This window comes from Streptomyces sp. NPDC014995 (assembly GCF_043080745.1).
Taxonomy (GTDB): Bacteria; Actinomycetota; Actinomycetes; order Streptomycetales; family Streptomycetaceae; genus Streptomyces.
This window is the reverse complement of sequence record NZ_JBIBVX010000001.1, coordinates 803,762-823,703: the sequence shown is the minus strand read 5'-3', so window position 1 is coordinate 823,703 and position 19,942 is coordinate 803,762. Positions and strand designations below refer to the sequence as shown.

Genomic DNA, 19,942 nt, shown 5'->3' with positions numbered 1-19,942 from the left:
AGGGTGTCACGGACCCGGCTAGCCTGCGGGAGTCGTACAGCCGTCCGAGGAGGTCATCCGTCGTGCCCCGCATCGCCCTCGTCACCTATGACCCCCGCCCGGAGCCCAGCGCGGACCGTGATCTCCCGGTCCTGCTGCGGGCCCTGGGGGACGCCGGCGCCGAGGCGGAGGCCGTGTACTGGGACGACGCCGGCGCCGACTGGTCCTCCTACGACCTCGCCGTCATCCGTTCCACGTGGGACTACAGCTGGCGGGCCGCCGAGTTCACCGAGTGGCTCGAGCGCTGCGCCGCGCTGACCCGGCTCGCCAACCCGGTCGAGGTGGTGCGCTGGAACACCGACAAGCGGTACCTCGGACAACTCGCCGAGACGGGGGTGCCCACCGTCCCGACCCGGTACCTCGCCCCCGGCGAGCCCGTCGGGCTTCCCTCCGACCACGAGTACGTCATCAAGCCGACCTCCGGCGCCGGAGCCCGCTTCGCCGCCCGCTACACGCCCGACGAGCACGACACCGCCGTACGCCACCTGGAGCGCATGCACGCGGAGGGCTTCACGGCCATGGTCCAGCCGTACCTCGAGGGCATCGACGTCGAGGGCGAACGGGCGCTCCAGTTCTTCGCCGGACGTCTGCTGCACGCCAGCCGCAAGGGCGCCGTCCTCGCCCCCGGTACGCCCTACGACGCCGACAAGGTGGCCCATCCCGACCTCGAGGTCTGGCAGCCGACCTCCGCCGAACTGGCCGTCGCCGAACGCGCGCTGGCCGCCGTACCGGGCACGCCCGACCTGCTCTACGCCCGCGTCGACCTGGTCGACGGCGAGGACGGCGAGCCCCGCCTGATGGAGCTGGAACTGGTCGAGCCCAACCTGTTCCTGTGGCTGCACCCGGGGTCGGTGCCGCGGGTGACGGAGGCCATCCTGGCGGCCGCGGGCTGACCGCCGTCGGCCGCGGCGCGTCCGGCGTCGGCCCCGACGCGGCTCGTTACGGGTGCGCTACGGCCGACGGCCACTCCCGACCCGGCTGCCGTTCGGCTCTTGCTTGCCGCTTGCCGCTTGCCGCTTGCCGCTTGCCGCCTGACGCCTGACGCCTGCCGCCTGACGCCTGCCGCCTGCCGTCTGACGCCTGCCCTCCGGCGCCTGACGCCCGCCCCTGACGCCCGACGCCTGGCGCCTGCCCTCCGGCGCCTGACGCCCGCCCCTGACGCCCGGCGCCCGACGCGGCGCGCGGCCCGGCGGCGGTGGCTGTCGTCCGACCGGCGGTGGCTGTCGTCCGACCGGCGTCGGCCGTCGCTCGGCCGGCCGCCGGCTGCGGCCCGACGTCGGGTGGTGTTCGGCGACCTGACCGGCTGCTGCCGGTGTTCGGCGGCCCTGACCGGCCGCCCGTGCTCGGCGCGCCCCCGACCGGCCGCCGCCCCCGCTCCTCTACCCCCGCACCGCCGTCCGCTGCAACAACCCCCACGTGAACTCGGCGACCACCTCCCGTGGCACGCCCCGCGCGTCCGGTGCCGTGAAGGTCAGGCCCCAGCGGGTGGGGGCCGTGCCCTCCAGGGGGCGGGCGGGGGCGAAGGCGCGGGCGGCCTCGTCGACCGTGCAGGACCAGGGGGCCAGGTCGTCGAGGGTGCGCAGGAGCGGTGGCTCGGCTCCCGGGGCGCGGACCAGCCACTCGTTCCAGACGGCGCCGTTCGGGGCGAGGAGGACCTCGAAGCGCAGGTCGGGCCAGAGGGGGAGCGGCCAGAGCCAGGCTTCGCAGTCGAGGTCGCCGATCCGGCGGGACAGCACGGTCCGCGGGGCGCCGAGCACCGAGCGGTACCGGGAGGCGGCGGCGCGGGCGCGCGGGGAGCGGACCATCGCCTGCCACCGTTTGTTCGCCTCGCGCATGTCCGCCAGGGAGGCGCCCAGCTCGCGGCGGGCGTCCTCCACCAGGCCGGGGTTGTGGTCGGCCATGCGGCGCAGCAGCACCAGCTGGAAGTGGAAGGGCGTGAACGGGCCGGCGGGTCGGCCGGCGGGGCGCTTCTCTGGCGGCATGCGGTCCATCGTCGCCCACGCCCGAGGTGTCGCCGGCCGGGAGCCGGACGGCGGCACCCGGGTGTCGGCAGGTCGGCACGTGACGACCATTGCCCGGCGCAACCGATATGACTAGCCTGTGTTCGTCATGCCGATCGCCTGTTGAAATTTCGAACACAGGCTCTGAGACGACTAAGGGAGGGGGCCGGTCGTGGGACGACTCGTACCTGCCGTGACCCGGGCTCTCGACATTCTCGAGCTCTTCCTCGACGGGGACGGCACGCTCTCCGCCCCCGACATCGTGCGCAGGCTCCAGCTGCCGCGCACCACCGTGCACGAGCTGGTGACCACGCTCGCCGCCCGGTCCTACATCGTCCCGGTGCCCGGCCAGTCCGGACGCTACCGCCTGGGCGTACGTCCGTACCAGCTCGGCAGCCGGTACGCCGAGCAGCTCGACCTCGCCGCCGAGGGGCAGCAGGTGGCCCGTACCGTCGCCGAGACCTGTGACGAGACGGTCCACGTGGCCATCCTCGAGGGCACGGACGTCATCTACATCGCCAAGGTCGACTCCACGCACGCCGTACGCATGGTGTCCGCGGCCGGCCGTCGCCTCCCCGCGCACTGCACCTCCGTCGGCAAGATGCTGCTGGCCTCCCTCCCCGATTCCGAGCTGTCCGCCCGCATCCCGGACGACGCGGACCTGGTCAGGATGACCCCGAACAGCATCACCGAGCCGGACGCCCTGCGCGAGGCCCTCGCGGAGATCCGGGAGCGGGGCATCGCGGTGGAGAGCCGCGAGTCCAACCCGGACGTCAGCTGCGTCGCGGCCCCGGTCCGCGACCGCACCGGCAAGGTCGTCGCCGCCCTGTCCATCTCGGTCCCCATGATCCGCTGGAGCGACGAGCGCCGCGCCGAACTGGAGCAGCTCGCCGCCAAGGGCGCCGCCGAGCTCTCCGAACTCCTGGGTTACCGGAGCGTGGCATGACGACGTACACACGGACGTACGAGGTCGCGGTCCGCGCCGAGGCGACCCTCGGCGAGGGCCCGACCTGGGACGCGGCGACGGGCACCCTGCTCTGGCTCGACATCCTGGGCTCCCGTCTGCACACCTACGACCCCGTCACCGGACGCCGCACGGTCCGGGTCACCGACCAGCACGTGGGGGCGGCCAAGCCCCGCGCGGGCGGCGGCCTGGTCCTGAACCTCCGGGACGGGGTGGGCCTGCTCGACCCGGACGACGGCTTCCGCTGGCTCCACCACGAGCCGGTCCCCGGCCGCCGCGCCAACGACGCCGCCGTGGCCCCCGACGGCTCCCTCTGGGCCGGCACCATGCGTTACGACGAGGCCCCCGGCGGCGGCACCCTGTCCCGTCTCACCGGCGACGGCTCGGTCGAGGTGGTCCTCGACGACGTGGCGGTGAGCAACGGCACGGGCTGGAGCCCGGACGGCCGCCTCATGTACTACATCGACTCCCCGACCCGCCGCGTCGACGTCTTCGACCACGCCGAGGGCCGGGTGTCCGGCCGCCGCCCGTTCGTGGGGATCGAGGAGGGCGCGGGTTTCCCGGACGGCCTGACCGTCGACGCGGACGGCTGTGTGTGGGTGGCCCTCTGGGACGGCGGAGCGGTACGGCGTTACACGCCGGCGGGTGAGCTGGACCGGGTGATCGAACTGCCGACCCCGCGGGTCACGGCATGCGCGTTCGGCGGAGCCGACCTGACCGACCTGTACATCACGACGGCCCGGGTGGGCCTGGACGCCCCCCATCCGGTGGCGGGATCCCTGCTGGTGGTACCGGGAGCGGGCAAGGGCGTCGCCCAGCCGGCGTTCGCAGGCTGACGGGCGAGCCTGGACCACCATCGCCCACCCCCGCCGGGCCGCGGGCCTGCGTGCCGCCCGGGGCGGCAGGGGTGGGCGAGGGGGCCCGCGAGAGCGGAGCCGAGAGTCGGGCAGGCACCCACGAGCGTCGGGCCGCGCGACCCGCCCGCCCGCACCGGCCGACCCAGCCACCGCACCCCGGCCGGCAGCAGCGGGCCCACTTCCCGCCCCGGCACCGAACGACCCCGCTGCTGCACCTCCCCACCCCAGCTACCGCAACCCCGCCCGCTCTCCAGCTACCGCAACCCCGCCCGCTTCACCTCGTCCGCCGTCAACGGCGGAGCCGACAGCGCCGGCCTCAAGGGACCCACCGCCGCCGCCACCAGCACCGACGGTGACAGCAGGACCTCCGCCCCCCGCTCCAGTGACGTCACATCGGTCACCCGCCGGGCGATCCGCCCGTTCCCGGTGGCCGTGTGCATCAGCCGGTCCACGTACGCGGCCACCAGCCGGTCCCGCAGCGTCGGCCCGTTCTCGGCCGCGCCCGGATAGAACACGTCCTGCCCGATCGCCAGGTCCCACGCCGCACCGACCGGCCGCGCCACCGCCCGCTGGACACGGCGGGACAGTCCCGGCGTGCCCCAGCCCTGCCGTCGTACGACCTCCCGGAGGAGCACCGCGCTCTGCGCCGCGACCGACATGCCGTGCCCGTACACGGGGTTGAACGCGGCCAGCGCGTCGCCGAGGACGGCGAAGTTCTCGGGCCAGGCCGCCATCCGCTCGTAGAAGTGGCGGCGGTTGACGGTCGTACGGGTGAAGGACACGTCCGTCAGCGGTTCCGCACGCTCGATCAGTTCGCCGATCAGCGGGTGCCGCAGCCCCCGGGCGAACCGGAGGAAGTCGTCGGCCCCGGTGGGCGGTTCGCCGCCGCGCGTGCCGCACAGGGTGACGATCCACCGGCCGTCCTCGACGGGCAGCAGGAAGCCCGACCGTCCCGGCCGGCCCCTGCCCGGCGGGTCGGGCTGCACGTTGACCACCGGGAAGCCGTCCCGGGCCGGCTCGGGAGCGAGGAAGAGCCGACTGGCGTACGCGAGGCCGGAGTCGACCTCGCGCCGTTCCACCTCGGGCAGCCCGAGCGCCGTGAGCCACCGGGAGGCGCCGGAGCCGCGGCCGGTCGCGTCGACGACCAGCCCGGCCGCCAGCACCCGCTCCCGACCGCCGTCACCACCGACGCCGCCGTCACCACCGTCTCCGCCGCCGACCTGCCGTATCCGTACGCCCGTGACGGCCCCCGCCGTCCCCTCCAGCCCCAGCACCTCGGTGCCGCCGAGCAGTTCGACCCGTCCGTCCGCGAGGACCTCCGCGCGGATCGTCGCGTCCAGCAGGTCCCGACCCGCCAGGATCACGTGGTGGGACTCGGCCCAGCGCCGGAACCAGCCCTGGGAGGCCATCACGACCATGTCCGTCGTGACCGGTGCCCGGCGCGCCCCCGCGTCGCGCAGCGCCCCGGTGACGCCCGGCAGCAGTTCCTCCACGGCCCGCACCCCGCCCGACCACAGCATGTGGGCGTGGCGTGCCTGCGGCAGACCCCTGCGGGGCTCGGGCCCCTCCGGCAGGACGTCCCGCTCCACGACGACGACCCGGTCGGCGAACTCGGCGAGGGCACGCGCCGCGAGCATGCCGGTATGGGATCCCCCCAGGACGACGGCGGTTCTGGCGGGGTTGGGCGGTTCAGTCATGCGTGGACACGCTCTCTGCCGGCGCGGCCGCGCGGACGCGGACCGCGGTGATCTCGTCGGGACGGCGAAGGACCTCGGACACGGCCTGGATCTCTCGCAGCAGGTAGGTGGTGTCCGGCTCGGACGGCCCGTCGGGCCCGTCCGGGCCGCCGGACGCGGAAGCCGCGGCGCCGCCGGCGGACGAGGTCCGCTCCCCGGCGGCGACGGCGTCCAGGATGGTCACGGCGGCGGCGAGGGCCTGCGCCCGCCCGCGGTCGTGTCCGAGCGCGAGGGCGGCGTCGTATGCCCGTGCCCGCAGGTCCTCGTCGAGGTGGCGGGAGAGCTGGAGGAGCGCGTCGCGGATGAACGTCTCACGCAGGATCAGGCGCAGTTCCGGCGTGGCGCGCAGGGCGAAGGGCTCGCGGCCGGCGGTGACGGTCCGCATCAGCCGGGCGAGGGGCTTCAGGCTCCGGTGCCGGCGGCGGACCAGCCAGCGCTCCTGGAGGTACTGGCCGGCGTGCGGCACGATGAAGCCGATCGCGACCAGCGTGGCGGCGACGCAGGCGGCCGACGGCGCCACGTTGGTGTTCAGCCAGTCCAGGTCGTGCCCGGTCCAGCGGGCGCCGACGGCCGTCAGCTTGGCCGCGCTGAAGAGCAGGTTCGTCGCGTAGCCGACGCCCAGGAACCGCAGGCCCCAGCGCAGCCAGGCGTCGAGGCCGTCGGTGCGGATCCAGTTCCAGATCAGCCGGGCCGTGATCGAGCAGGCCACCGTGTGCGCGACCAGGTAGAGCAGGATCTCCTCGCGCATGAACGGCGTGTTGGCGTAGTACGTGTCCAGGTCCCGGATCTGTTCCACGGGCACGTCGGCCAGGGCGAACAGCACCCACAGCGCGACGACCACGGCGGCGTAGACGGAGACCACCCACCGGGTCGCGCGCCGGGTCTGCGGCGAGCGCTCGGTGCCGCCGTTGCGCCAGGCGATGATCAGCAGCAGCCAGGACGCGGAGAGCGCGGTGAGCAGGGAGTACACCCAGGGAGCCGCGATGTTCGGTACGCCGGTGACCCGGTTGGTCCAGGCGATGGTCTTCGGCGCCGCGAAGACGAACACCGCGCAGGCGAACACCAGCAGGCCGCCGACGGCGCGCAGCAGCGGGTCCCGCCACAGCTTGAGGATGCTGGGCAGTTTGATCGCCAGGGCGGCGGTCAGGACCACGGTCGGCAGCCAGAAGGACACGTACATCCCGCTGAGGAGGTCGCCCGCCGCCATGGAACTCCCGGCCGACGCCAATCCGTTGCTCCCCGCCGTCAGCAGGCCGTCCGTCGATAACCCGCCCGTCAACAACCCGTTCCTCGACAACACTTCCGTCACGAGCCCGTTGGTCACCGCGCCGTACCCCTGCGTCCGCGGTAGCCGAGGGTCCGCTGGACCGGGTCGGGGGGCGCGCTGCGGGCCCGTCCGGACAGGTACGGCCGGAAGGCGGCGGCGAGCCGGTGCCCGAAGGCGTCGGCCTCGGCCTCGTCGTCCTCGCGGGAGCCGTCGCGGGCGGCGACGGTCAGGGCGATGTCGTCCCAGCCGGGCCGCTTCGCCAGCGCGTGCGCGGCGGCCGCGCCGACGCCGTGGTGGTGGTGCCGGTGACCGGCGTGCAGGTGCCACAGCTCATGCCCGAGGATGACCAGTTGCTGTACGTCCTCGGCGCGCTCCTCGATGATGACCAGGTCGAAGTCCTGGAACTCCACCCACAGTCCGGTCACGTCGAACTCGTCGGGGAACCGCTCGAAGCGCAGTTCGACGGGCCGCCCGCCGCGCAGTGCGGCCATCTCCTCGCACAACGCCCGGGCCACCTCCCGCACATCGGCCGGGGGGCGGGGCCGCGCCCGCAGCGCGGCGGAGAGGTCGCCGGCCAACTCGCGCATGGCCGGGCGGGTTCTCGCGCGCCGCAGCGCCGAGGCGATCCGGGCCGCCTTACCGCGCGCGCCCGCGATGTCCATCCGGTCCCCCTTCTCGCCGCCCTGCGGCGGCCTGTTCGAGCCTACGCGGCCGGATGTGTCCGCGTCACGTGAAGTCGTTCACCGGTACACGATCACCGGGTGCGGCGGACGCGAGTAGAAAGCGCTGTCATAAGTCGTGTCAGAACCATTGACGCGCGGGCGCATCGAATTTACGGTCCCGTTCGAAGTTACGGGCGCTATTCGATAGGTCGAACGACAGGGGCAAGGGATGGGACAACCCGGCCTGAACCGCAGGCAACTCCTCGCTGCCGCAGGCGGATTGACGGTCGCCGGAAGCTTCGGCTTCGCCGCGCTGGGCACCGGCGCCGACGCACTCGCCGCCGGCTCTCAGACCCGCGTGCGGTACTGGAACCTCTTCAGCGGCGGCGACGGCGCCAACATGATCGCGATGCTGGACGCCTTCCGTCAGGACAATCCCGGCATCGACGTGAAGGACTCGACCCTCCAGTGGGGCAACCCCTTCTACACCAAGCTGGCCATGGCGGCGGCGGGCAACCGCGCACCCGACCTCGGTGTCATGCACCTGGGCCGGGTCACCGGCTTCTCGCCCGGCCGCCTCCTGGACCCCTGGGACGTCGAACTGCTCGGCAAGTACGGCGTGCGGGAGGAGGACTTCAACCCGCAGCTGTGGAAGCGGGCCGTCCTCGACGGCAAGCTCTACGCCCTGCCCCTCGACATCCACGTCCAGCTCTGCTTCTACCGCAGGGACGTGCTGAAGAAGGCGGGCCTGCTCGGCGCCGACGGGCGGATGGTGCCCGTCACCTCCGCCGACGAGTGGTTCGACGTGCTGAAGGAGGCGAAGAAGGCCACGCAGAAGGGGCTCCAGACCATCGGCCTGTGGCTCAACGACCAGAACTTCCAGTGGTGGTTCTTCGTCGCCTTCTACACCCAGCTCGGCGGCACCTGGTTCGACGACGCCAACACCGAGGTCACCTTCGACACCGACAAGGCCACCCAGGTCCTGGAGTTCCTGCGCCGCCACATCACCGACGGGTACGCCAACCCGGGCTTCGGGGGCGCCGCGGGCGCCGAACAGTTCATCAACGGCTCCCCCTTCGTCTGGGAGGGCAACTGGTCGGTGCCGGTCTTCGACGGCGCGAAGCTCGACTACGGCGCGACCCCGCTGCCGCCCGTCTTCGGCAAGCAGGCCACCCACGCCGAGTCGCACTCCTTCGTCCTGCCGCACCAGTCCGACCGCGGCGGCGCCACCAACGAGGCCGCCCACCGGCTCGCCGCCTACGTCGTCCGGCACGCCCGGCAGTGGGCGGCCGGCGGCCACATCCCCGCCTACACGCCCACCCTGTCCACGGCCGCGTACAAGGAGCTGCAGCCGCAGAGCGAGTACGTGTCCGCCATGGACCACCAGGCCACCGAGCCGAAGGTGTGGTTCGCGGGCTCCACCGGCATCCTCGCCCAGGGCGTCGGCCCGATCGTCGCCGCCTCGACGATGGGCTCCGTCAAGCCGGAGACCGCCGCCCGCCGGATGAAGGGCGCGCTCACCCAGCTGCTCGCCATGAAGAACCCCATGGACGGCAGGACAGCCGCGGAAGGAGGTGCGGCCGCGTGATGGCGACCAGTGCCCAGACCCTCGCCGCACCCGCACGCGCGAGGACCGCCGCCGACAGCGCCACCCTCCGCCGCAAGCAGGGCTTCCAGCACGGCGGCTGGTTCGTCGCCCCGTTCCTCGTCCTGTTCGCGCTCTTCGTGATCTGGCCGCTGCTGCGCGGCATCTACCTCAGCTTCACGGACGCCAACATCACGGGCGACGGCGAGAGCTTCGTCGGCCTCGACAACTACCGCGAAGCCCTCAAGGACCCGCTGATGTGGGACGCGCTCGGCCACAGCGCCTACTTCACGCTCCTGGTCGTGCCCTGCATCACCGTCCTCGCCTTCCTCCTCGCGATGCTCGCCCACCACATCGAGCGCGGCAAGTGGCTGTGGCGGCTGTGCTTCTTCGCCCCGTTCCTGCTGCCCTCCACCGTCGCGGGCAACCTGTGGCAGTGGCTGTTCAACCCCGGCACGGGCATGATCAACCACGTCTTCGGCATCGAGACGCCGTGGCTGGTCGACAAGTCGTACGCCATGCTCGCCATCGTCATCACGACCCTGTGGTGGACCGTCGGCTTCAGCTTCCTGCTCTACCTCGCGGCGCTCCAGGGCATCCCCGGCCACCTCTACGAAGCCGCCAAGCTGGACGGCGCCAACGCCTGGCACCGCATGGTCCACATCACCCTGCCGATGCTGCGCAACATCACCGGTCTCGTCATCGCCCTCCAGATCCTCGCCTCGCTCCAGGTCTTCGACCAGGCCGTGGTGATGATGGACTTCACGCCGGGACCCGAGGAATCGACCCGGACCTTCGTGCAGTACACCCTCGAAGCGGGCTTCACCAGCTACCGCGTGGGCTACGCCTCCGCCATCTCCGTCATCTTCTTCGTGATCATCGCGGCCGTCGCCCTCGCCCGGATGTGGCTGCTGCGCAACCGTGAGGAGGGCGCCCGATGACCACCGCCGCACAGATCCGCGTCAAGCCCCGCAAGGTGTGGACGCCCAGCCAGATCGTCCTCACCCTCCTCGGCGCGGCGGTCTCCGTCGTCTTCCTCGCGCCGTTCGCCTGGGGCCTGTTCACCTCGCTCAAGTCGGAGACCGAGGCCGTGGCGGTGCCGCCGCACTGGCTGCCGGAGGACTGGACGGGCCAGGCGTGGACGGCACTCTTCGAGACCGGCAACATCACCAACTGGTTCGTCAACTCCCTGGTCGTCTCGGTGTGCGTGACGTCCGTGGTGCTGCTCGTGAGCGCGCTCGCCGGATACGGCTTCGCGCGCACCGAGTTCCGTGGCAAGAGCGCTCTGATGGGCCTGGTCATGGCGGGCCTGATGATCTCTCCGGCGGTCCTCGGCGTCCCCCTCTTCACCACCGTGCAGCAGATGGGGATGGTCGACACCTACTGGGGCATGATCCTGCCGCAGTGCGCGCCCGCCGCGATGGTCTACATCCTCTACAAGTTCTTCCAGGGCATCCCGCGCGAACTGGAGGAGGCGGCCTTCATCGACGGCGCGGGCCGCTGGCGGGTCTTCTTCACCATCGTGCTCCCGCTGTCCCGCCCCTCCCTCGCGGCGGTCGGCATCTTCACCTTCATCGCCTCGTGGAACAACTTCCTCTGGCCGTACATGGTGACCAACAACCCCGACCTGATGACGATGCCGAACGGCATCGCGACCGTCATGAACTCCTACGGCATCCAGTGGGCCCAGCTCATGGCCGGCGGCCTCATGGCGGGCCTGCCGCTGATCGTCGTCTTCGTCTTCTTCCAGCGCCAGATCGTGGCGGGTGTCGCGCACACCGGCCTCGCCGGCCAGTGACTCCCCTTAAGGAGCTACGCACGTGAAGCGTCTCGGACTCGCGGCGACCGTCGCCGCGGCCCTCCTCGCCCTGCTGCCGACCACGGCCGCGGCGGACGTGACGTACCCCGACCCGCAGCCCCTCACCGGCCGGCAGATCATCCACGACCCGACGGTCATCCGCCTGAAGTCGGGCGGCTATGTCGCCTACTCGACGGGCGGTGTGATCGGCGCCCGCCTCTCCACCGACCGCGTCCACTGGGACGACGCCGGCAACGCCTTCGCCGAGCCCCCGGGCTGGTGGTACGAGTACAACGCCACCGGCGATCCCTGGGCGCCCGACATCTCCTACCGCGCGGGCCGCTACTGGCTCTACTACGCCGTCTCCTCCTGGGGCTCCAACCACTCCGCGATCGGCGTCGCCACCTCCCGGACCGGCCTGCCCGGCACCTGGACCGACCACGGCAAGGTCTTCACGTCCGAGCGCACGGACTCCTGGAACGCCATCGACCCCGCGATCGTCCGGGCCGACGGCAGGCTGTGGATGTCGTTCGGCTCCTACTGGACGGGCATCCGCATGGTCGAGCTGAACCCGAGGACCGGCAAGGCGGTGGAAGGCGCCACGGTCCACCACCTGGCCACCCGCCCGGACGCCCCGTACGCGGTCGAGGGCCCGTACATCGTCAAGCACGGCCGCCACTACTACCTCTTCGCGTCGTACGACACCTGCTGCGCGGGCGTGAACTCGACGTACCGGATCAGGGTGGGCAGGTCGGCCTCGGTGACCGGCCCGTACGTCGACAGCACGGGCAAGCCCCTGCTGGAGGGCGGCGGAGACCTGCTGCTGGAGGGCCACGGGAGGTATGTGGGGACGGGTGGCCAGTCGGTCTTCCGCGACCGGGGCGAGGACTGGCTGGCGTACCACTACTACGACGCGCAGGACGAGGGCACGCCCAAGCTGGGCCTGAACGCCCTGCACTGGAAGAAGAACGGCTGGCCGGCCGTCGGTTAGCGGCGCGGGGAACCGCGCGCCCGGCCACGGATCACCCGCCCCCGGATCACCCGCACCCGGCAACGCATCAGAACCACCCCGAAGGGACCCCATGTCCAAGAAGGCCCGCTTCACCCTCGACCCCGCCTTCACCGTCGGCACAGTCAACCCCCGCCTCTTCGGCTCCTTCGTCGAACACCTCGGCCGCTGTGTGTACACCGGCATCCACGAACCGGACCACCCCACCGCGGACGCCGAGGGCCTGCGCACGGACGTCCTCGACCTCGTCCGGGAACTCGGCGTCACCGCCATCCGCTACCCCGGCGGCAACTTCGTCTCCGGCTACAAGTGGGAGGACTCGGTCGGCCCTGTCGAGGACCGCCCCCGCCGCCTCGACCTGGCCTGGCGCTCCACGGAGACCAACCGTTTCGGCCTCTCCGAGTACATCGCCTTCCTGAAGAAGATCGGCCCGCAGGCCGAACCGATGATGGCCGTCAACCTCGGCACCCGCGGCGTGGCCGAGGCCCTGGAACTCCAGGAGTACGCCAACCACCCCTCCGGCACCGCGCTCTCCGAGCAGCGGATCGCCCACGGCGACAAGGAGCCCTTCGGCATCCGGCTGTGGTGCCTGGGCAACGAGATGGACGGCCCCTGGCAGACCGGCCACAAGACGGCCGGGGAGTACGGCCGTGTGGCCGCCGAGACGGCCCGCGCGATGCGCCAGATCGACCCGGCCGTCGAACTGGTCGCCTGCGGCAGCTCGGGCCAGTCGATGCCGACGTTCGCCGAGTGGGAGGCGACCGTCCTCCAGGAGACCTACGACCTGGTCGACTACATCTCCCTGCACGCCTACTACGAGCCGCACGACGGCGACGTGGACTCCTTCCTCGCCTCCGCCGTGGACATGGAGTCCTTCATCGAGAACGTCGTCGCCACCTGCGACCACGTGGGCGCGCGCCTGAAGTCGAAGAAGAAGATCAACCTGTCCTTCGACGAGTGGAACGTCTGGTACCTGTCGAAGTGGGAGGAGCACGCCCGCACCAGCGACCCGGCCGACTGGCCGGAGGCCCCGCGTCTGCTGGAGGACAACTACAGCGTCCTCGACGCGGTCGTCTTCGGCTCCCTCCTCATCGCCCTGCTCCGGCACGCCGACCGCGTCACGGTCGCCTGCCTCGCCCAGTTGGTCAACGTCATCGCGCCGATCATGACCGAGCCGGGCGGTCCCGCCTGGCGGCAGACGACGTTCTTCCCGTTCGCCCAGGCGTCCCGCCACGGCCGGGGCGAGGTCCTCGACGTCCGGGTCGACTCACCGACGTACGAGACGAGGAAGTACGGCGAGGCGGACCTGCTGCACGCCACCGCCGTGCGCGCCGAGGACGGCACGGTCACCGTGTTCGCCGTCAACCGCGGCCGCACCGAGCCGCTGCCGCTGGAGGTGGCGCTGAACGGCCTTGGGGTGACACGGCTCGTCGAGCACAGCGTCCTCGCCGACGCCGACCCGGACGCCCGCAACACCCTCGCCGACCCGGAGCGGGTCACCCCGCACGCGGCCGAGGGCACGGCGGTGACGGACGGGACGCTGACGGCGACGCTGGAGCCGCTGTCCTGGAACGTGATCCGGCTGGCCTGAGCCACCCGGCCTCCGGTGCGCCGTCGTCCGGCGGCGCACCGGGGAGCCGGCCGGTCAGCGGCAGGAGCCGGCCGTCAGCGGCGGGAGCCGGCGCGCTTCGGCGGGGCGATGCGTACGCGGGTCCCGGCGGGCGCCTTCTCTATGTCGTCGAGCTGCGCGACGATCGTGGCGCGCAGGTCGTCGTAGTCCTCGAAGCAGTGGTCGTTGAACAGCGTGTAGCCCGTCCACATCAGGTTGGCGCAGACCCGTGCCGGTACCCGGCCGGTCCGGGCGCCCATGCCGACCAGCGCCACCGACGCGATGCTGCCCGGCGCCCTGTTGTTCTGCTGGTGGATCGCCTGGAACGCGGCGGCGCACGCCAGGGCCACGTTCAGCGTCTCGCTCACGTTCTGTGAGGAGGTCTCCATGGTCGGCGTCGAGATCAGGAACCTGGGGCTGACCGCCCCGGACGGAACGCACACCGCGCTTCCCACCGGCAGCCTTCCCTCGAACCGGTCGCGGATCGCCCGCTGCACGCGCAGCTGGATCCCCGCCCCGAGGTGCCGCTTGACGACGGCGTCCACCCCGCCGTCCATCCGGCCCCGCGAGTTGGTCGGGCTGACCCAGGCGTCGACGTCCTCGTCGAGGATCGAGCCCTTGCGGATCTCGATCCCGGGGGTGTCGGCGAACGCCGCCCGCCACGCCTCCACCACCTTGGTGTTGATGTCGGTCAACACCACTCGCAGCGGCGGCTGTACGCGGTTCACGGTCATCTTCCCACTCCCGTCGACAAGGGGTCCTGCCACTGATCACGACGCTACCGGGGGCCACTGACAACGCAGTTGGGAGACCGGGTTGTCGTACCCCGCTGCTAGCGTCCCGGCCATGATCGACGCCAACACCCCCGCCCCGCCCGACCCGAACGACCCGCTGGCTCTCGCCGAGCTGTTCAAGGGCGGTGGCGAACCGTGGCTTCCGCTGCTGAAGCCGGTCATCGAGGCACAGCCGGACGCGGCCGCGTTCATCGGCCCGGGCCGCGGCCAGGACGTCGTCCCCGTGCGCGAACTGACCTTCCAGGCGCTCAAGCCGAACCCTCCGCACAAGTGGAAGGTCGTCGTCTTCGGGCAGAACCCGTATCCGCGGCCGGAGAGCGCCACCGGCATCGCCATGTTCGACAACACCTTCCACGACTGGAAGGACAGCCAGTTCGGCCGGGTCGTCAGCATCCGCTGCATCATCAAGGCGGCGGCGATGTGGAAGTACGGCATCCCCAAGAAGACGCCGATAGCCGACATCCGCGCGCTGTTGAAGAAGCAGGACACCGTGCAGCCGCCGGAGTGGTTCCAGGCGATGCTCACGCAGGGTGTCCTGCTGCTGAACGCGGCACTCACCGCGAGCAGTGACGAGGCGAGGGGAAGCGACCGGCACGCCGGGTTCTGGCGTCCGGTCGCCGAGCGGATCGTCGAGGAGATCCTCAAGGCGAAGCAGCACGCCGACGAGGAGGACCGGGGCGTCGTCTTCGCCTGGTGGGGGGCTCACGCGCGCAGTCTGAAACAGGTCGTTCTCCGGCTCCAGAAGAAGTATCCCGACGTCGAGGTCCGGCACATCGACCACCCCAATCCCGCGGCGCAGGGCGACATCTTCTGCGACGGCGACCATTTCGCGATGGTGAACGACGCCCTGGCGTCGCTGGGCGCCGACGGGATCGACTGGCTGCCGAGCAAGGGGTGGGACAAGCTCGCGGCGGAGGCCGGCGGGACGGACGGCGGTGTCGCCGAGCGCATGGGCGCGTTCATCGCGTCCACCATGGAGCTGCACCAGCTGTACCTGGAGCGGCTCTCCAGCGTCAAGGACGAGGGGCTCGTCCTCCCGGCGATCACCGGCGTGTTCGACACCCCGCTCATGGACTTCCGGGAAGCCGTCTCCCCGGTCGCCGAGCTGCTGTCCGGTCTCGACCGGCACGTCCAGCGCTCCCACGACTTCGGCAAGCGGCGGGCGGACGAGGCGGCCGGCGAGCTGTCCGCCGACGCGATCGCCGCCCTCTACCTCTACACCTGCGAGTCCGCGTTCTACCGGGAGATCAACTCCATTCTGCGTGCCCCGGACCGGTCGAGGGTCGTCCCGTACCTCCCGTATCTGCGGCTGCTGTTCGCGGCGGTGTCGAAGCTGCCCGTCCGCACGGAGCCGCTGTGGCGCGGTGTGTCGCTGGACCTGCGCGCGCAGTACCCCGTCGGACGGACCGTGACCTGGTGGGGTGTGTCCTCGTGCACGTCCGAGCTGGGCGTGGCCCGGGCGTTCCTCGGCAGCCGTGGCAAGCGGACCCTCTTCGAGGTGACCCCCGCCCGGGCCGTGGGCATCCGCGACTTCTCCGCGTTCACGGGCGAGGAGGAGTACATCCTCCTGCCGGGCACGCAGCTCGAGGTGGTCGATGTGAAGGCCGAGCGCGGCGGCCTGTGCACGGTGAAGCTGGCCGAGTCGGCGGAGCAGCCCCTCGTGTCCTGAGCGGGGATGTGAACGGGCCGGGGTGAATGGCCGGACTTCGGCCTGGGCGCGTCCCACGCAGCTCCCTACGATGCGATCGCCCCGGTCCTTCACAGCAACTTCATTCATTCTTCACAGAGTTGGTGTGCGGAGCCCAGGGCGCCTCCACCCCCCACCGATTCCACCGAAGGGGAGAGACCCATGACAGCTGGGCTGCTCCTGGGTGGTGCCGCCGCCGCTCTCGTCACGGCCGCACTGCCCGCGCACAACCCGTCCCCCGGGTTCGTCGACCCGCCCCCGGACAAGATCGTCATCAAGGTCGCCACGGTCAACGGCTCCGGCTGCCCCCAGGGCACCGCGGCCGTCGCCGTCTCCGAGGACAACACCGCGTTCACGGTGACCTACAGCGACTACCTCGCCCAGGCCGGCGGCAACTCCGACCCCACGGCGTTCCGCAAGAACTGCCAGCTCAGCCTGATCGTCCACGTCCCGCAGGGCTTCACGTACGCCATCGCCAGCGCGGACTACCGGGGATTCGCCTCGCTCCAGCCGGGCGCGAGCGCGGTTCAGCGCGCCTCGTACTACTTCCAGGGCTCGTCCAGCACGGTGTTCAAGAACCACAACTTCACCGGCGCCTACAACGACAACTGGCAGGCCACCGACACCACGGACTGGGCCCAGCTCGTCTACGCGCCCTGCGGTGTCCAGCGCAACTTCAACATCAACACGGAGCTGCGCGTGAACGCCGGCACGGCGTCGCCGGGCAAGGTCAGCTTCATGACGATGGACTCGACGGACGGCGACATCAGCACCGTGTACCACATGGCCTGGAAGGAGTGCCCGGGCAAGTGAGAGAAGGGGCCGCCCGCCCGGCGGACGGCCCCCCTTTCCCTACGATCACTCGGCCGCGTGGGCGACGAACTGCGCCCAGGCGGTGGGGGAGAGGGCGAGCTGGGGGCCGTCCTGGTCCTTGGAGTCCCGGACGTGGATTCGGCCGGGGCGGGTGGCGACCTCGACGCAGTCACCGGAGCCGCTGCTGCTGTAGCTGGATTTGTGCCAGACCAGGGCGACTTCAACGCAGTCTCCGTCGCCGCTACTGCTGTAACTGCTCTTGAGCCAGGCCAGTTCGGACGCGCTCATAGATCTCCTCGCATCTGCCGCAACAGGCTCGCGGAGTCTTCAGGGGTGAGAGCCTGTGAACGCATCCTGGCATACCGCATCTGGAGCACGCTGATTGCTTTCGCGTCGGAGATGAGCTGGCCGCTTTCCGGGGCCTCCATGTAGGCGAACCACTTGTGCTTCGGTGTCTCCAACAACTGCATGGGTCCGTGCAGTCCAGCGTGTGCCCTTCTTACCAGCGGCATGATCTGGATCTCGACGTTCCGCAACTCGCCGACGTCCAAGAGGTGATCGATGGCCGCACGGGTGACCTGCGTTCCGCCGGTTCGGCGCAACAACACATGCTCCTCGATGATGAAGCTGAAGGCGGTGTTCGGCCGTTCCCGCAGCAGCTTCTGTCGTTCCGCGCGCGCAGCCCAGTTGGCCTCGATCTGCTCGTCGTTCAGCGGCGGCAGTTCGTCGATGAACAACTGCCGCGCGTACGCCTCCGTCTGCAACAGCCCCGGAATCATCCTGCACTCGTAGGTGTACAGGGTGATCGCCGCCTTCTCCAGGTTCGCCCACCGTCGGAACCAAGCCGCCAGCCCCGGCTGCCGCTCCAGGTACTCCGCCCCCCGCCGTAACGCCCCCGTGTTCCCCAACGCCCTCTCCGCCGCCTCGACGAAGTCCACGTCCGGCATGCGCCGACCCAGCTCCACCGACGCCACCGTGTGTTTGGAGAAGCCCACCAGGTCCCCGAACTCCTCCCTGCTCAGCCCCTGGAACTCGCGCAGCGCCTGCACCACCGCGCCGAACGTCCGCAGACTGTCCGACGACTCCGGTTCACCGCTGCCGCTGCCCGTACCCACGTGTCCGTCGACCACCATCGGTCACCTCCCGCGCACATGGTCACGGGCGGTCACCAGTACTGTCCAGTGCGTGACCGCGTACGCTGCGCGAGCGTACGCGGCTCCCACCTGGAGAAGTGGCCCTCCGACCCGTCACATTGGCCGCATGACAGCACGACCCTCCCCCCAACCGCTGGTTACCGTACGTGTGTTCACCCAGCGGCTGAGTTCGACTCCCCGCGGCGCCCGCCTCGCCCGGCACCTCGCCCTGAACCAGCTCCACGCCTGGGGCATCCCGCACGGCACGGACGTCTCCGACGCCGTCGCGGTGATCGTCGCCGAGCTGGCGGCGAACGCGGTGACCCACGGCCGGGTCGCCGGCCGGGACTTCGAGCTGCGGCTCTCCCTCGTGCCGGGGAGCGTCCGGGTCGAGGTGGGTGACACCCGTACGGGCCCGCGTCCGCCGGGACCGGGTGCCGTACGGAACGCGAGCCCGCTGGACGAGACCGGCCGTGGTCTGTTCCTGGTCGACGCGCTGGCCGCCCGCTGGGAGGTGGTCGACCGGGAACCGCCGCCGGGCAAGACCGTACGGGCCGAGGTGGACGTACCCGGATGGCTCGGGATCGCGAGACGGGTGGGTGCCTGACCGCTGACCTCCGCGCGACGCCGCCCTCCCCGTCGCCCCCGAGTGGGCGTCCGGGCCGTCCTCCGGCGAGTCGGCCGGGCGCCACCGCGGCTGGGTCGACCGGCCGCGGTGACGCGCCGTCACGCACCGGGGATCAGCCCTGCTCCACTCCCAGGGTCAACGATCCCGCGTACCCCGCCGACGGCGAGCTGCCCAGAGCCGTCAGGGTCAACAGCCCCGAGGCCGCGCCTCCGTCGTCGTAGATCGAGTCCTGGGCCAGGGTGGTGCGGGTGACCGTGTTGGTCGAGTAGGGGGAGACGCGCGCGACGGCGGTCGTGATCGTCTCGCTGAAGAAGAGCTGGCCGGTGTGGATCTCCTGGCCGCCGGTGAAGGAGCCGTCCGAGGTCAGGGTGACGTTCGTGTGGACCTTGACGTGGATGTGGACGCAGCGGCCCCGGTACCAGCCGGGGTAGATCGTCGTGATCGCCGCGACGCCGCCGGAGTTCGTCAGGACCCCGCCTCGCAGGAAGGTGCCGTTGTCCGGCTCGTCGTGGCCGTTGTTGCCGACGAAGCCGGAGTACTCGCCGAGGGCGTCGGCGTGCCAGAGCTCGACCAGGGCGTTGGGGAGGGGAGCGCAGGTGTCGTCGTCGACGACGGTGAGGGTCAGCTTCAGCGGGAAGCCCGCCTTGCCCTCGCTGATGTCGGAGCGGACGTACTGCCCGTCCAGGTAGTAGGGGCCTTCGGTCATCTCCTTCGTGAGGGTGCAGACCGCCGCGGCGGCCACGGGGGCGGCGGCCGGGGCGGTGGTGGCGGGGGAGCCGGTCGCGGCGGCGGCACCCACGGCCAGGGTGGCGGCGGTGGCGCCGGTGGCGACCAGAACGGTACGGCGCCCGATGCGCGCCTCTGAGTTTTCTGTCATGAACACGGCACCGTAGGAGCGGTTCCTGTTGACGGGCTGTCAGTTGGGCAAAGTGACGTCCCGTCAAGTCCAGTGCAGGACGGGTTGGGCTCACGTGCGGGCCGGGTACGCCGCCGGGTACGCCGAAGGCGCTCGGCCGGTGACTCGGCCGAGCGCCCTCGTCGTGCTTGTTCCGTGGTCATCTCCGGTGCGGAATTCAACGATTCTTTCGTCCGGGTCGACCGGCCGAAAGGCGGGCTCCCGTCACCAGGGCGGACACGGCACCCCGCTCGCCTTCCTCGGGTCCAGGAACTCCTCCCGGAAAACGTCCAGGGAAGCCCTGAGCAGAGGGATGTCGATCTCCGGGCGGAGGTGGCTCAGCCGTGCCGAGTCGTCGTCCATGCGGAATTCCAGCAGGAGGTCACCCCGCTTTCCGTCGGTCATCTCGACGACTTCCATCGACTCGTAGTCGTTGTGGTCGCTCAGGATGATCAGGGCCATGAAC

20 protein-coding genes are annotated in these 19,942 nt (G+C 71.3%); 11 read left to right on the top strand and 9 right to left on the bottom strand.

What is annotated here, in order from left to right:
- Positions 1 to 62: 62 nt before the first annotated feature.
- The gene (locus ACF1A1_RS03695) at positions 63 to 932 is read left to right on the top strand and encodes a RimK family alpha-L-glutamate ligase (RefSeq protein ID WP_391645047.1); all 870 of its coding nucleotides are present in this window, start codon (positions 63 to 65) and stop codon (positions 930 to 932) included.
- A gap of 486 nt (positions 933 to 1,418) precedes the next feature.
- Here the strand turns inward: ACF1A1_RS03695 and ACF1A1_RS03690 are convergent, their stop codons facing one another.
- Positions 1,419 to 2,030: a hypothetical protein gene (locus ACF1A1_RS03690; protein WP_391645045.1), complete on the bottom strand. Its 612-nt coding sequence runs from the start codon at positions 2,028 to 2,030 to the stop codon at positions 1,419 to 1,421.
- 181 nt (positions 2,031 to 2,211) lie between these two features.
- Here ACF1A1_RS03690 and ACF1A1_RS03685 point away from each other — a divergent pair, with 181 nt between their 5' ends.
- Together ACF1A1_RS03685 and ACF1A1_RS03680 are read left to right on the top strand one after the other, a co-directional pair.
- The gene (locus ACF1A1_RS03685; protein ID WP_391645044.1) at positions 2,212 to 2,985 is read left to right on the top strand and encodes an IclR family transcriptional regulator; all 774 of its coding nucleotides are present in this window, start codon (positions 2,212 to 2,214) and stop codon (positions 2,983 to 2,985) included.
- Positions 2,982 to 3,839, top strand: a complete 858-nt coding sequence (locus ACF1A1_RS03680) for an SMP-30/gluconolactonase/LRE family protein (protein WP_391645042.1) — start codon at positions 2,982 to 2,984, stop codon at positions 3,837 to 3,839. The genes ACF1A1_RS03685 and ACF1A1_RS03680 overlap by 4 nt, the downstream gene beginning before the upstream one ends.
- A gap of 275 nt (positions 3,840 to 4,114) precedes the next feature.
- Here the strand turns inward: ACF1A1_RS03680 and ACF1A1_RS03675 are convergent, their stop codons facing one another.
- The 3 genes from ACF1A1_RS03675 to ACF1A1_RS03665 all read right to left on the bottom strand — a co-directional run bounded on the left by ACF1A1_RS03675 (position 4,115) and on the right by ACF1A1_RS03665 (position 7,525).
- Positions 4,115 to 5,557 carry an NAD(P)/FAD-dependent oxidoreductase gene (locus ACF1A1_RS03675; protein ID WP_391645040.1) on the bottom strand — a complete coding sequence of 481 codons (1,443 nt, stop codon included), beginning with the start codon at positions 5,555 to 5,557 and terminating at the stop codon, positions 4,115 to 4,117.
- Positions 5,550 to 6,803: an MAB_1171c family putative transporter gene (locus ACF1A1_RS03670; protein ID WP_391645332.1), complete on the bottom strand. Its 1,254-nt coding sequence runs from the start codon at positions 6,801 to 6,803 to the stop codon at positions 5,550 to 5,552. The genes ACF1A1_RS03675 and ACF1A1_RS03670 overlap by 8 nt, the downstream gene beginning before the upstream one ends.
- Positions 6,804 to 6,916: 113 nt before the next feature.
- Complete coding sequence (locus tag ACF1A1_RS03665; protein WP_391645038.1) at positions 6,917 to 7,525, bottom strand: toxin-antitoxin system, toxin component family protein; 609 nt, start codon at positions 7,523 to 7,525, stop codon at positions 6,917 to 6,919.
- A gap of 229 nt (positions 7,526 to 7,754) precedes the next feature.
- On the opposite strand from ACF1A1_RS03665, the gene ACF1A1_RS03660 reads away from it, so the two are divergent.
- The 5 genes from ACF1A1_RS03660 to ACF1A1_RS03640 all read left to right on the top strand — a co-directional run bounded on the left by ACF1A1_RS03660 (position 7,755) and on the right by ACF1A1_RS03640 (position 13,508).
- The gene (locus tag ACF1A1_RS03660; protein WP_391645036.1) at positions 7,755 to 9,113 is read left to right on the top strand and encodes an extracellular solute-binding protein; all 1,359 of its coding nucleotides are present in this window, start codon (positions 7,755 to 7,757) and stop codon (positions 9,111 to 9,113) included.
- Positions 9,113 to 10,051, top strand: a complete 939-nt coding sequence (locus tag ACF1A1_RS03655) for a carbohydrate ABC transporter permease (RefSeq protein ID WP_391645330.1) — start codon at positions 9,113 to 9,115, stop codon at positions 10,049 to 10,051. Before ACF1A1_RS03660 ends, ACF1A1_RS03655 begins: the two co-directional genes overlap by 1 nt.
- Positions 10,048 to 10,908: a carbohydrate ABC transporter permease gene (locus tag ACF1A1_RS03650; protein WP_391645034.1), complete on the top strand. Its 861-nt coding sequence runs from the start codon at positions 10,048 to 10,050 to the stop codon at positions 10,906 to 10,908. The genes ACF1A1_RS03655 and ACF1A1_RS03650 overlap by 4 nt, the downstream gene beginning before the upstream one ends.
- A 22-nt stretch (positions 10,909 to 10,930) precedes the next feature.
- Positions 10,931 to 11,899, top strand: a complete 969-nt coding sequence (locus tag ACF1A1_RS03645) for an arabinan endo-1,5-alpha-L-arabinosidase (RefSeq protein WP_391645032.1) — start codon at positions 10,931 to 10,933, stop codon at positions 11,897 to 11,899.
- A 91-nt stretch (positions 11,900 to 11,990) separates the two neighbouring features.
- Positions 11,991 to 13,508, top strand: coding sequence for an alpha-N-arabinofuranosidase (locus ACF1A1_RS03640; RefSeq protein WP_391645030.1), 1,518 nt, complete (start codon positions 11,991 to 11,993; stop codon positions 13,506 to 13,508).
- A 74-nt stretch (positions 13,509 to 13,582) separates the two neighbouring features.
- Here ACF1A1_RS03640 and ACF1A1_RS03635 read toward each other — a convergent pair whose 3' ends face one another.
- Positions 13,583 to 14,260: a macro domain-containing protein gene (locus ACF1A1_RS03635; protein ID WP_391645028.1), complete on the bottom strand. Its 678-nt coding sequence runs from the start codon at positions 14,258 to 14,260 to the stop codon at positions 13,583 to 13,585.
- A gap of 112 nt (positions 14,261 to 14,372) precedes the next feature.
- On the opposite strand from ACF1A1_RS03635, the gene ACF1A1_RS03630 reads away from it, so the two are divergent.
- A complete protein-coding gene (locus ACF1A1_RS03630; RefSeq protein WP_391645027.1) occupies positions 14,373 to 15,989 on the top strand; it encodes an ADP-ribosyltransferase domain-containing protein in 1,617 nt (538 codons plus the stop codon).
- 180 nt (positions 15,990 to 16,169) lie between these two features.
- Entirely contained in the window at positions 16,170 to 16,820 is a 651-nt protein-coding gene (locus ACF1A1_RS03625) for a DUF4360 domain-containing protein (RefSeq protein WP_391645025.1), read from the top strand.
- Positions 16,821 to 16,865: 45 nt separating this feature from the next.
- On the opposite strand, the gene ACF1A1_RS03620 is transcribed toward ACF1A1_RS03625, so the two are convergent.
- Positions 16,866 to 17,108, bottom strand: a complete 243-nt coding sequence (locus tag ACF1A1_RS03620; RefSeq protein WP_391645023.1) for a DUF397 domain-containing protein — start codon at positions 17,106 to 17,108, stop codon at positions 16,866 to 16,868.
- The gene (locus ACF1A1_RS03615; protein ID WP_391645021.1) at positions 17,105 to 17,953 is read right to left on the bottom strand and encodes a Scr1 family TA system antitoxin-like transcriptional regulator; all 849 of its coding nucleotides are present in this window, start codon (positions 17,951 to 17,953) and stop codon (positions 17,105 to 17,107) included. Before ACF1A1_RS03615 ends, ACF1A1_RS03620 begins: the two co-directional genes overlap by 4 nt.
- A gap of 127 nt (positions 17,954 to 18,080) precedes the next feature.
- Between ACF1A1_RS03615 and ACF1A1_RS03610 the strand changes: the two genes are divergently transcribed.
- A complete protein-coding gene (locus ACF1A1_RS03610; protein ID WP_391645019.1) occupies positions 18,081 to 18,560 on the top strand; it encodes an ATP-binding protein in 480 nt (159 codons plus the stop codon).
- Positions 18,561 to 18,693: 133 nt separating this feature from the next.
- Here ACF1A1_RS03610 and ACF1A1_RS03605 read toward each other — a convergent pair whose 3' ends face one another.
- Both ACF1A1_RS03605 and ACF1A1_RS03600 read right to left on the bottom strand, forming a co-directional pair.
- Positions 18,694 to 19,458, bottom strand: a complete 765-nt coding sequence (locus ACF1A1_RS03605; protein ID WP_391645018.1) for an intradiol ring-cleavage dioxygenase — start codon at positions 19,456 to 19,458, stop codon at positions 18,694 to 18,696.
- A 243-nt stretch (positions 19,459 to 19,701) separates the two neighbouring features.
- Entirely contained in the window at positions 19,702 to 19,938 is a 237-nt protein-coding gene (locus ACF1A1_RS03600; RefSeq protein WP_391645016.1) for a hypothetical protein, read from the bottom strand.
- Between the last annotated feature and the right edge of the window lie 4 nt (positions 19,939 to 19,942).

Excerpts from the sequence above, each read along its gene's own strand:
- ACF1A1_RS03690 (WP_391645045.1), bottom strand. The coding sequence starts at position 2,030 with ATGGACCGCATGCCGCCAGAGAAGCGCCCCGCCGGCCGACCCGCCGGC.
- ACF1A1_RS03610 (WP_391645019.1), top strand. The coding sequence starts at position 18,081 with ATGACAGCACGACCCTCCCCCCAACCGCTGGTTACCGTACGTGTGTTC.
- ACF1A1_RS03655 (WP_391645330.1), top strand. The coding sequence starts at position 9,113 with ATGGCGACCAGTGCCCAGACCCTCGCCGCACCCGCACGCGCGAGGACC.
- ACF1A1_RS03680 (WP_391645042.1), top strand. The coding sequence starts at position 2,982 with ATGACGACGTACACACGGACGTACGAGGTCGCGGTCCGCGCCGAGGCG.
- ACF1A1_RS03615 (WP_391645021.1), bottom strand. The coding sequence starts at position 17,953 with ATGGTGGTCGACGGACACGTGGGTACGGGCAGCGGCAGCGGTGAACCG.
- ACF1A1_RS03620 (WP_391645023.1), bottom strand. The coding sequence starts at position 17,108 with ATGAGCGCGTCCGAACTGGCCTGGCTCAAGAGCAGTTACAGCAGTAGC.
- ACF1A1_RS03605 (WP_391645018.1), bottom strand. The coding sequence starts at position 19,458 with ATGACAGAAAACTCAGAGGCGCGCATCGGGCGCCGTACCGTTCTGGTC.
- ACF1A1_RS03630 (WP_391645027.1), top strand. The coding sequence starts at position 14,373 with ATGATCGACGCCAACACCCCCGCCCCGCCCGACCCGAACGACCCGCTG.
- ACF1A1_RS03665 (WP_391645038.1), bottom strand. The coding sequence starts at position 7,525 with ATGGACATCGCGGGCGCGCGCGGTAAGGCGGCCCGGATCGCCTCGGCG.
- ACF1A1_RS03650 (WP_391645034.1), top strand. The coding sequence starts at position 10,048 with ATGACCACCGCCGCACAGATCCGCGTCAAGCCCCGCAAGGTGTGGACG.
- ACF1A1_RS03660 (WP_391645036.1), top strand. The coding sequence starts at position 7,755 with ATGGGACAACCCGGCCTGAACCGCAGGCAACTCCTCGCTGCCGCAGGC.
- ACF1A1_RS03640 (WP_391645030.1), top strand. The coding sequence starts at position 11,991 with ATGTCCAAGAAGGCCCGCTTCACCCTCGACCCCGCCTTCACCGTCGGC.
- ACF1A1_RS03600 (WP_391645016.1), bottom strand. The coding sequence starts at position 19,938 with ATGGCCCTGATCATCCTGAGCGACCACAACGACTACGAGTCGATGGAA.
- ACF1A1_RS03675 (WP_391645040.1), bottom strand. The coding sequence starts at position 5,557 with ATGACTGAACCGCCCAACCCCGCCAGAACCGCCGTCGTCCTGGGGGGA.
- ACF1A1_RS03625 (WP_391645025.1), top strand. The coding sequence starts at position 16,170 with ATGACAGCTGGGCTGCTCCTGGGTGGTGCCGCCGCCGCTCTCGTCACG.
- ACF1A1_RS03670 (WP_391645332.1), bottom strand. The coding sequence starts at position 6,803 with ATGGCGGCGGGCGACCTCCTCAGCGGGATGTACGTGTCCTTCTGGCTG.
- ACF1A1_RS03635 (WP_391645028.1), bottom strand. The coding sequence starts at position 14,260 with ATGACCGTGAACCGCGTACAGCCGCCGCTGCGAGTGGTGTTGACCGAC.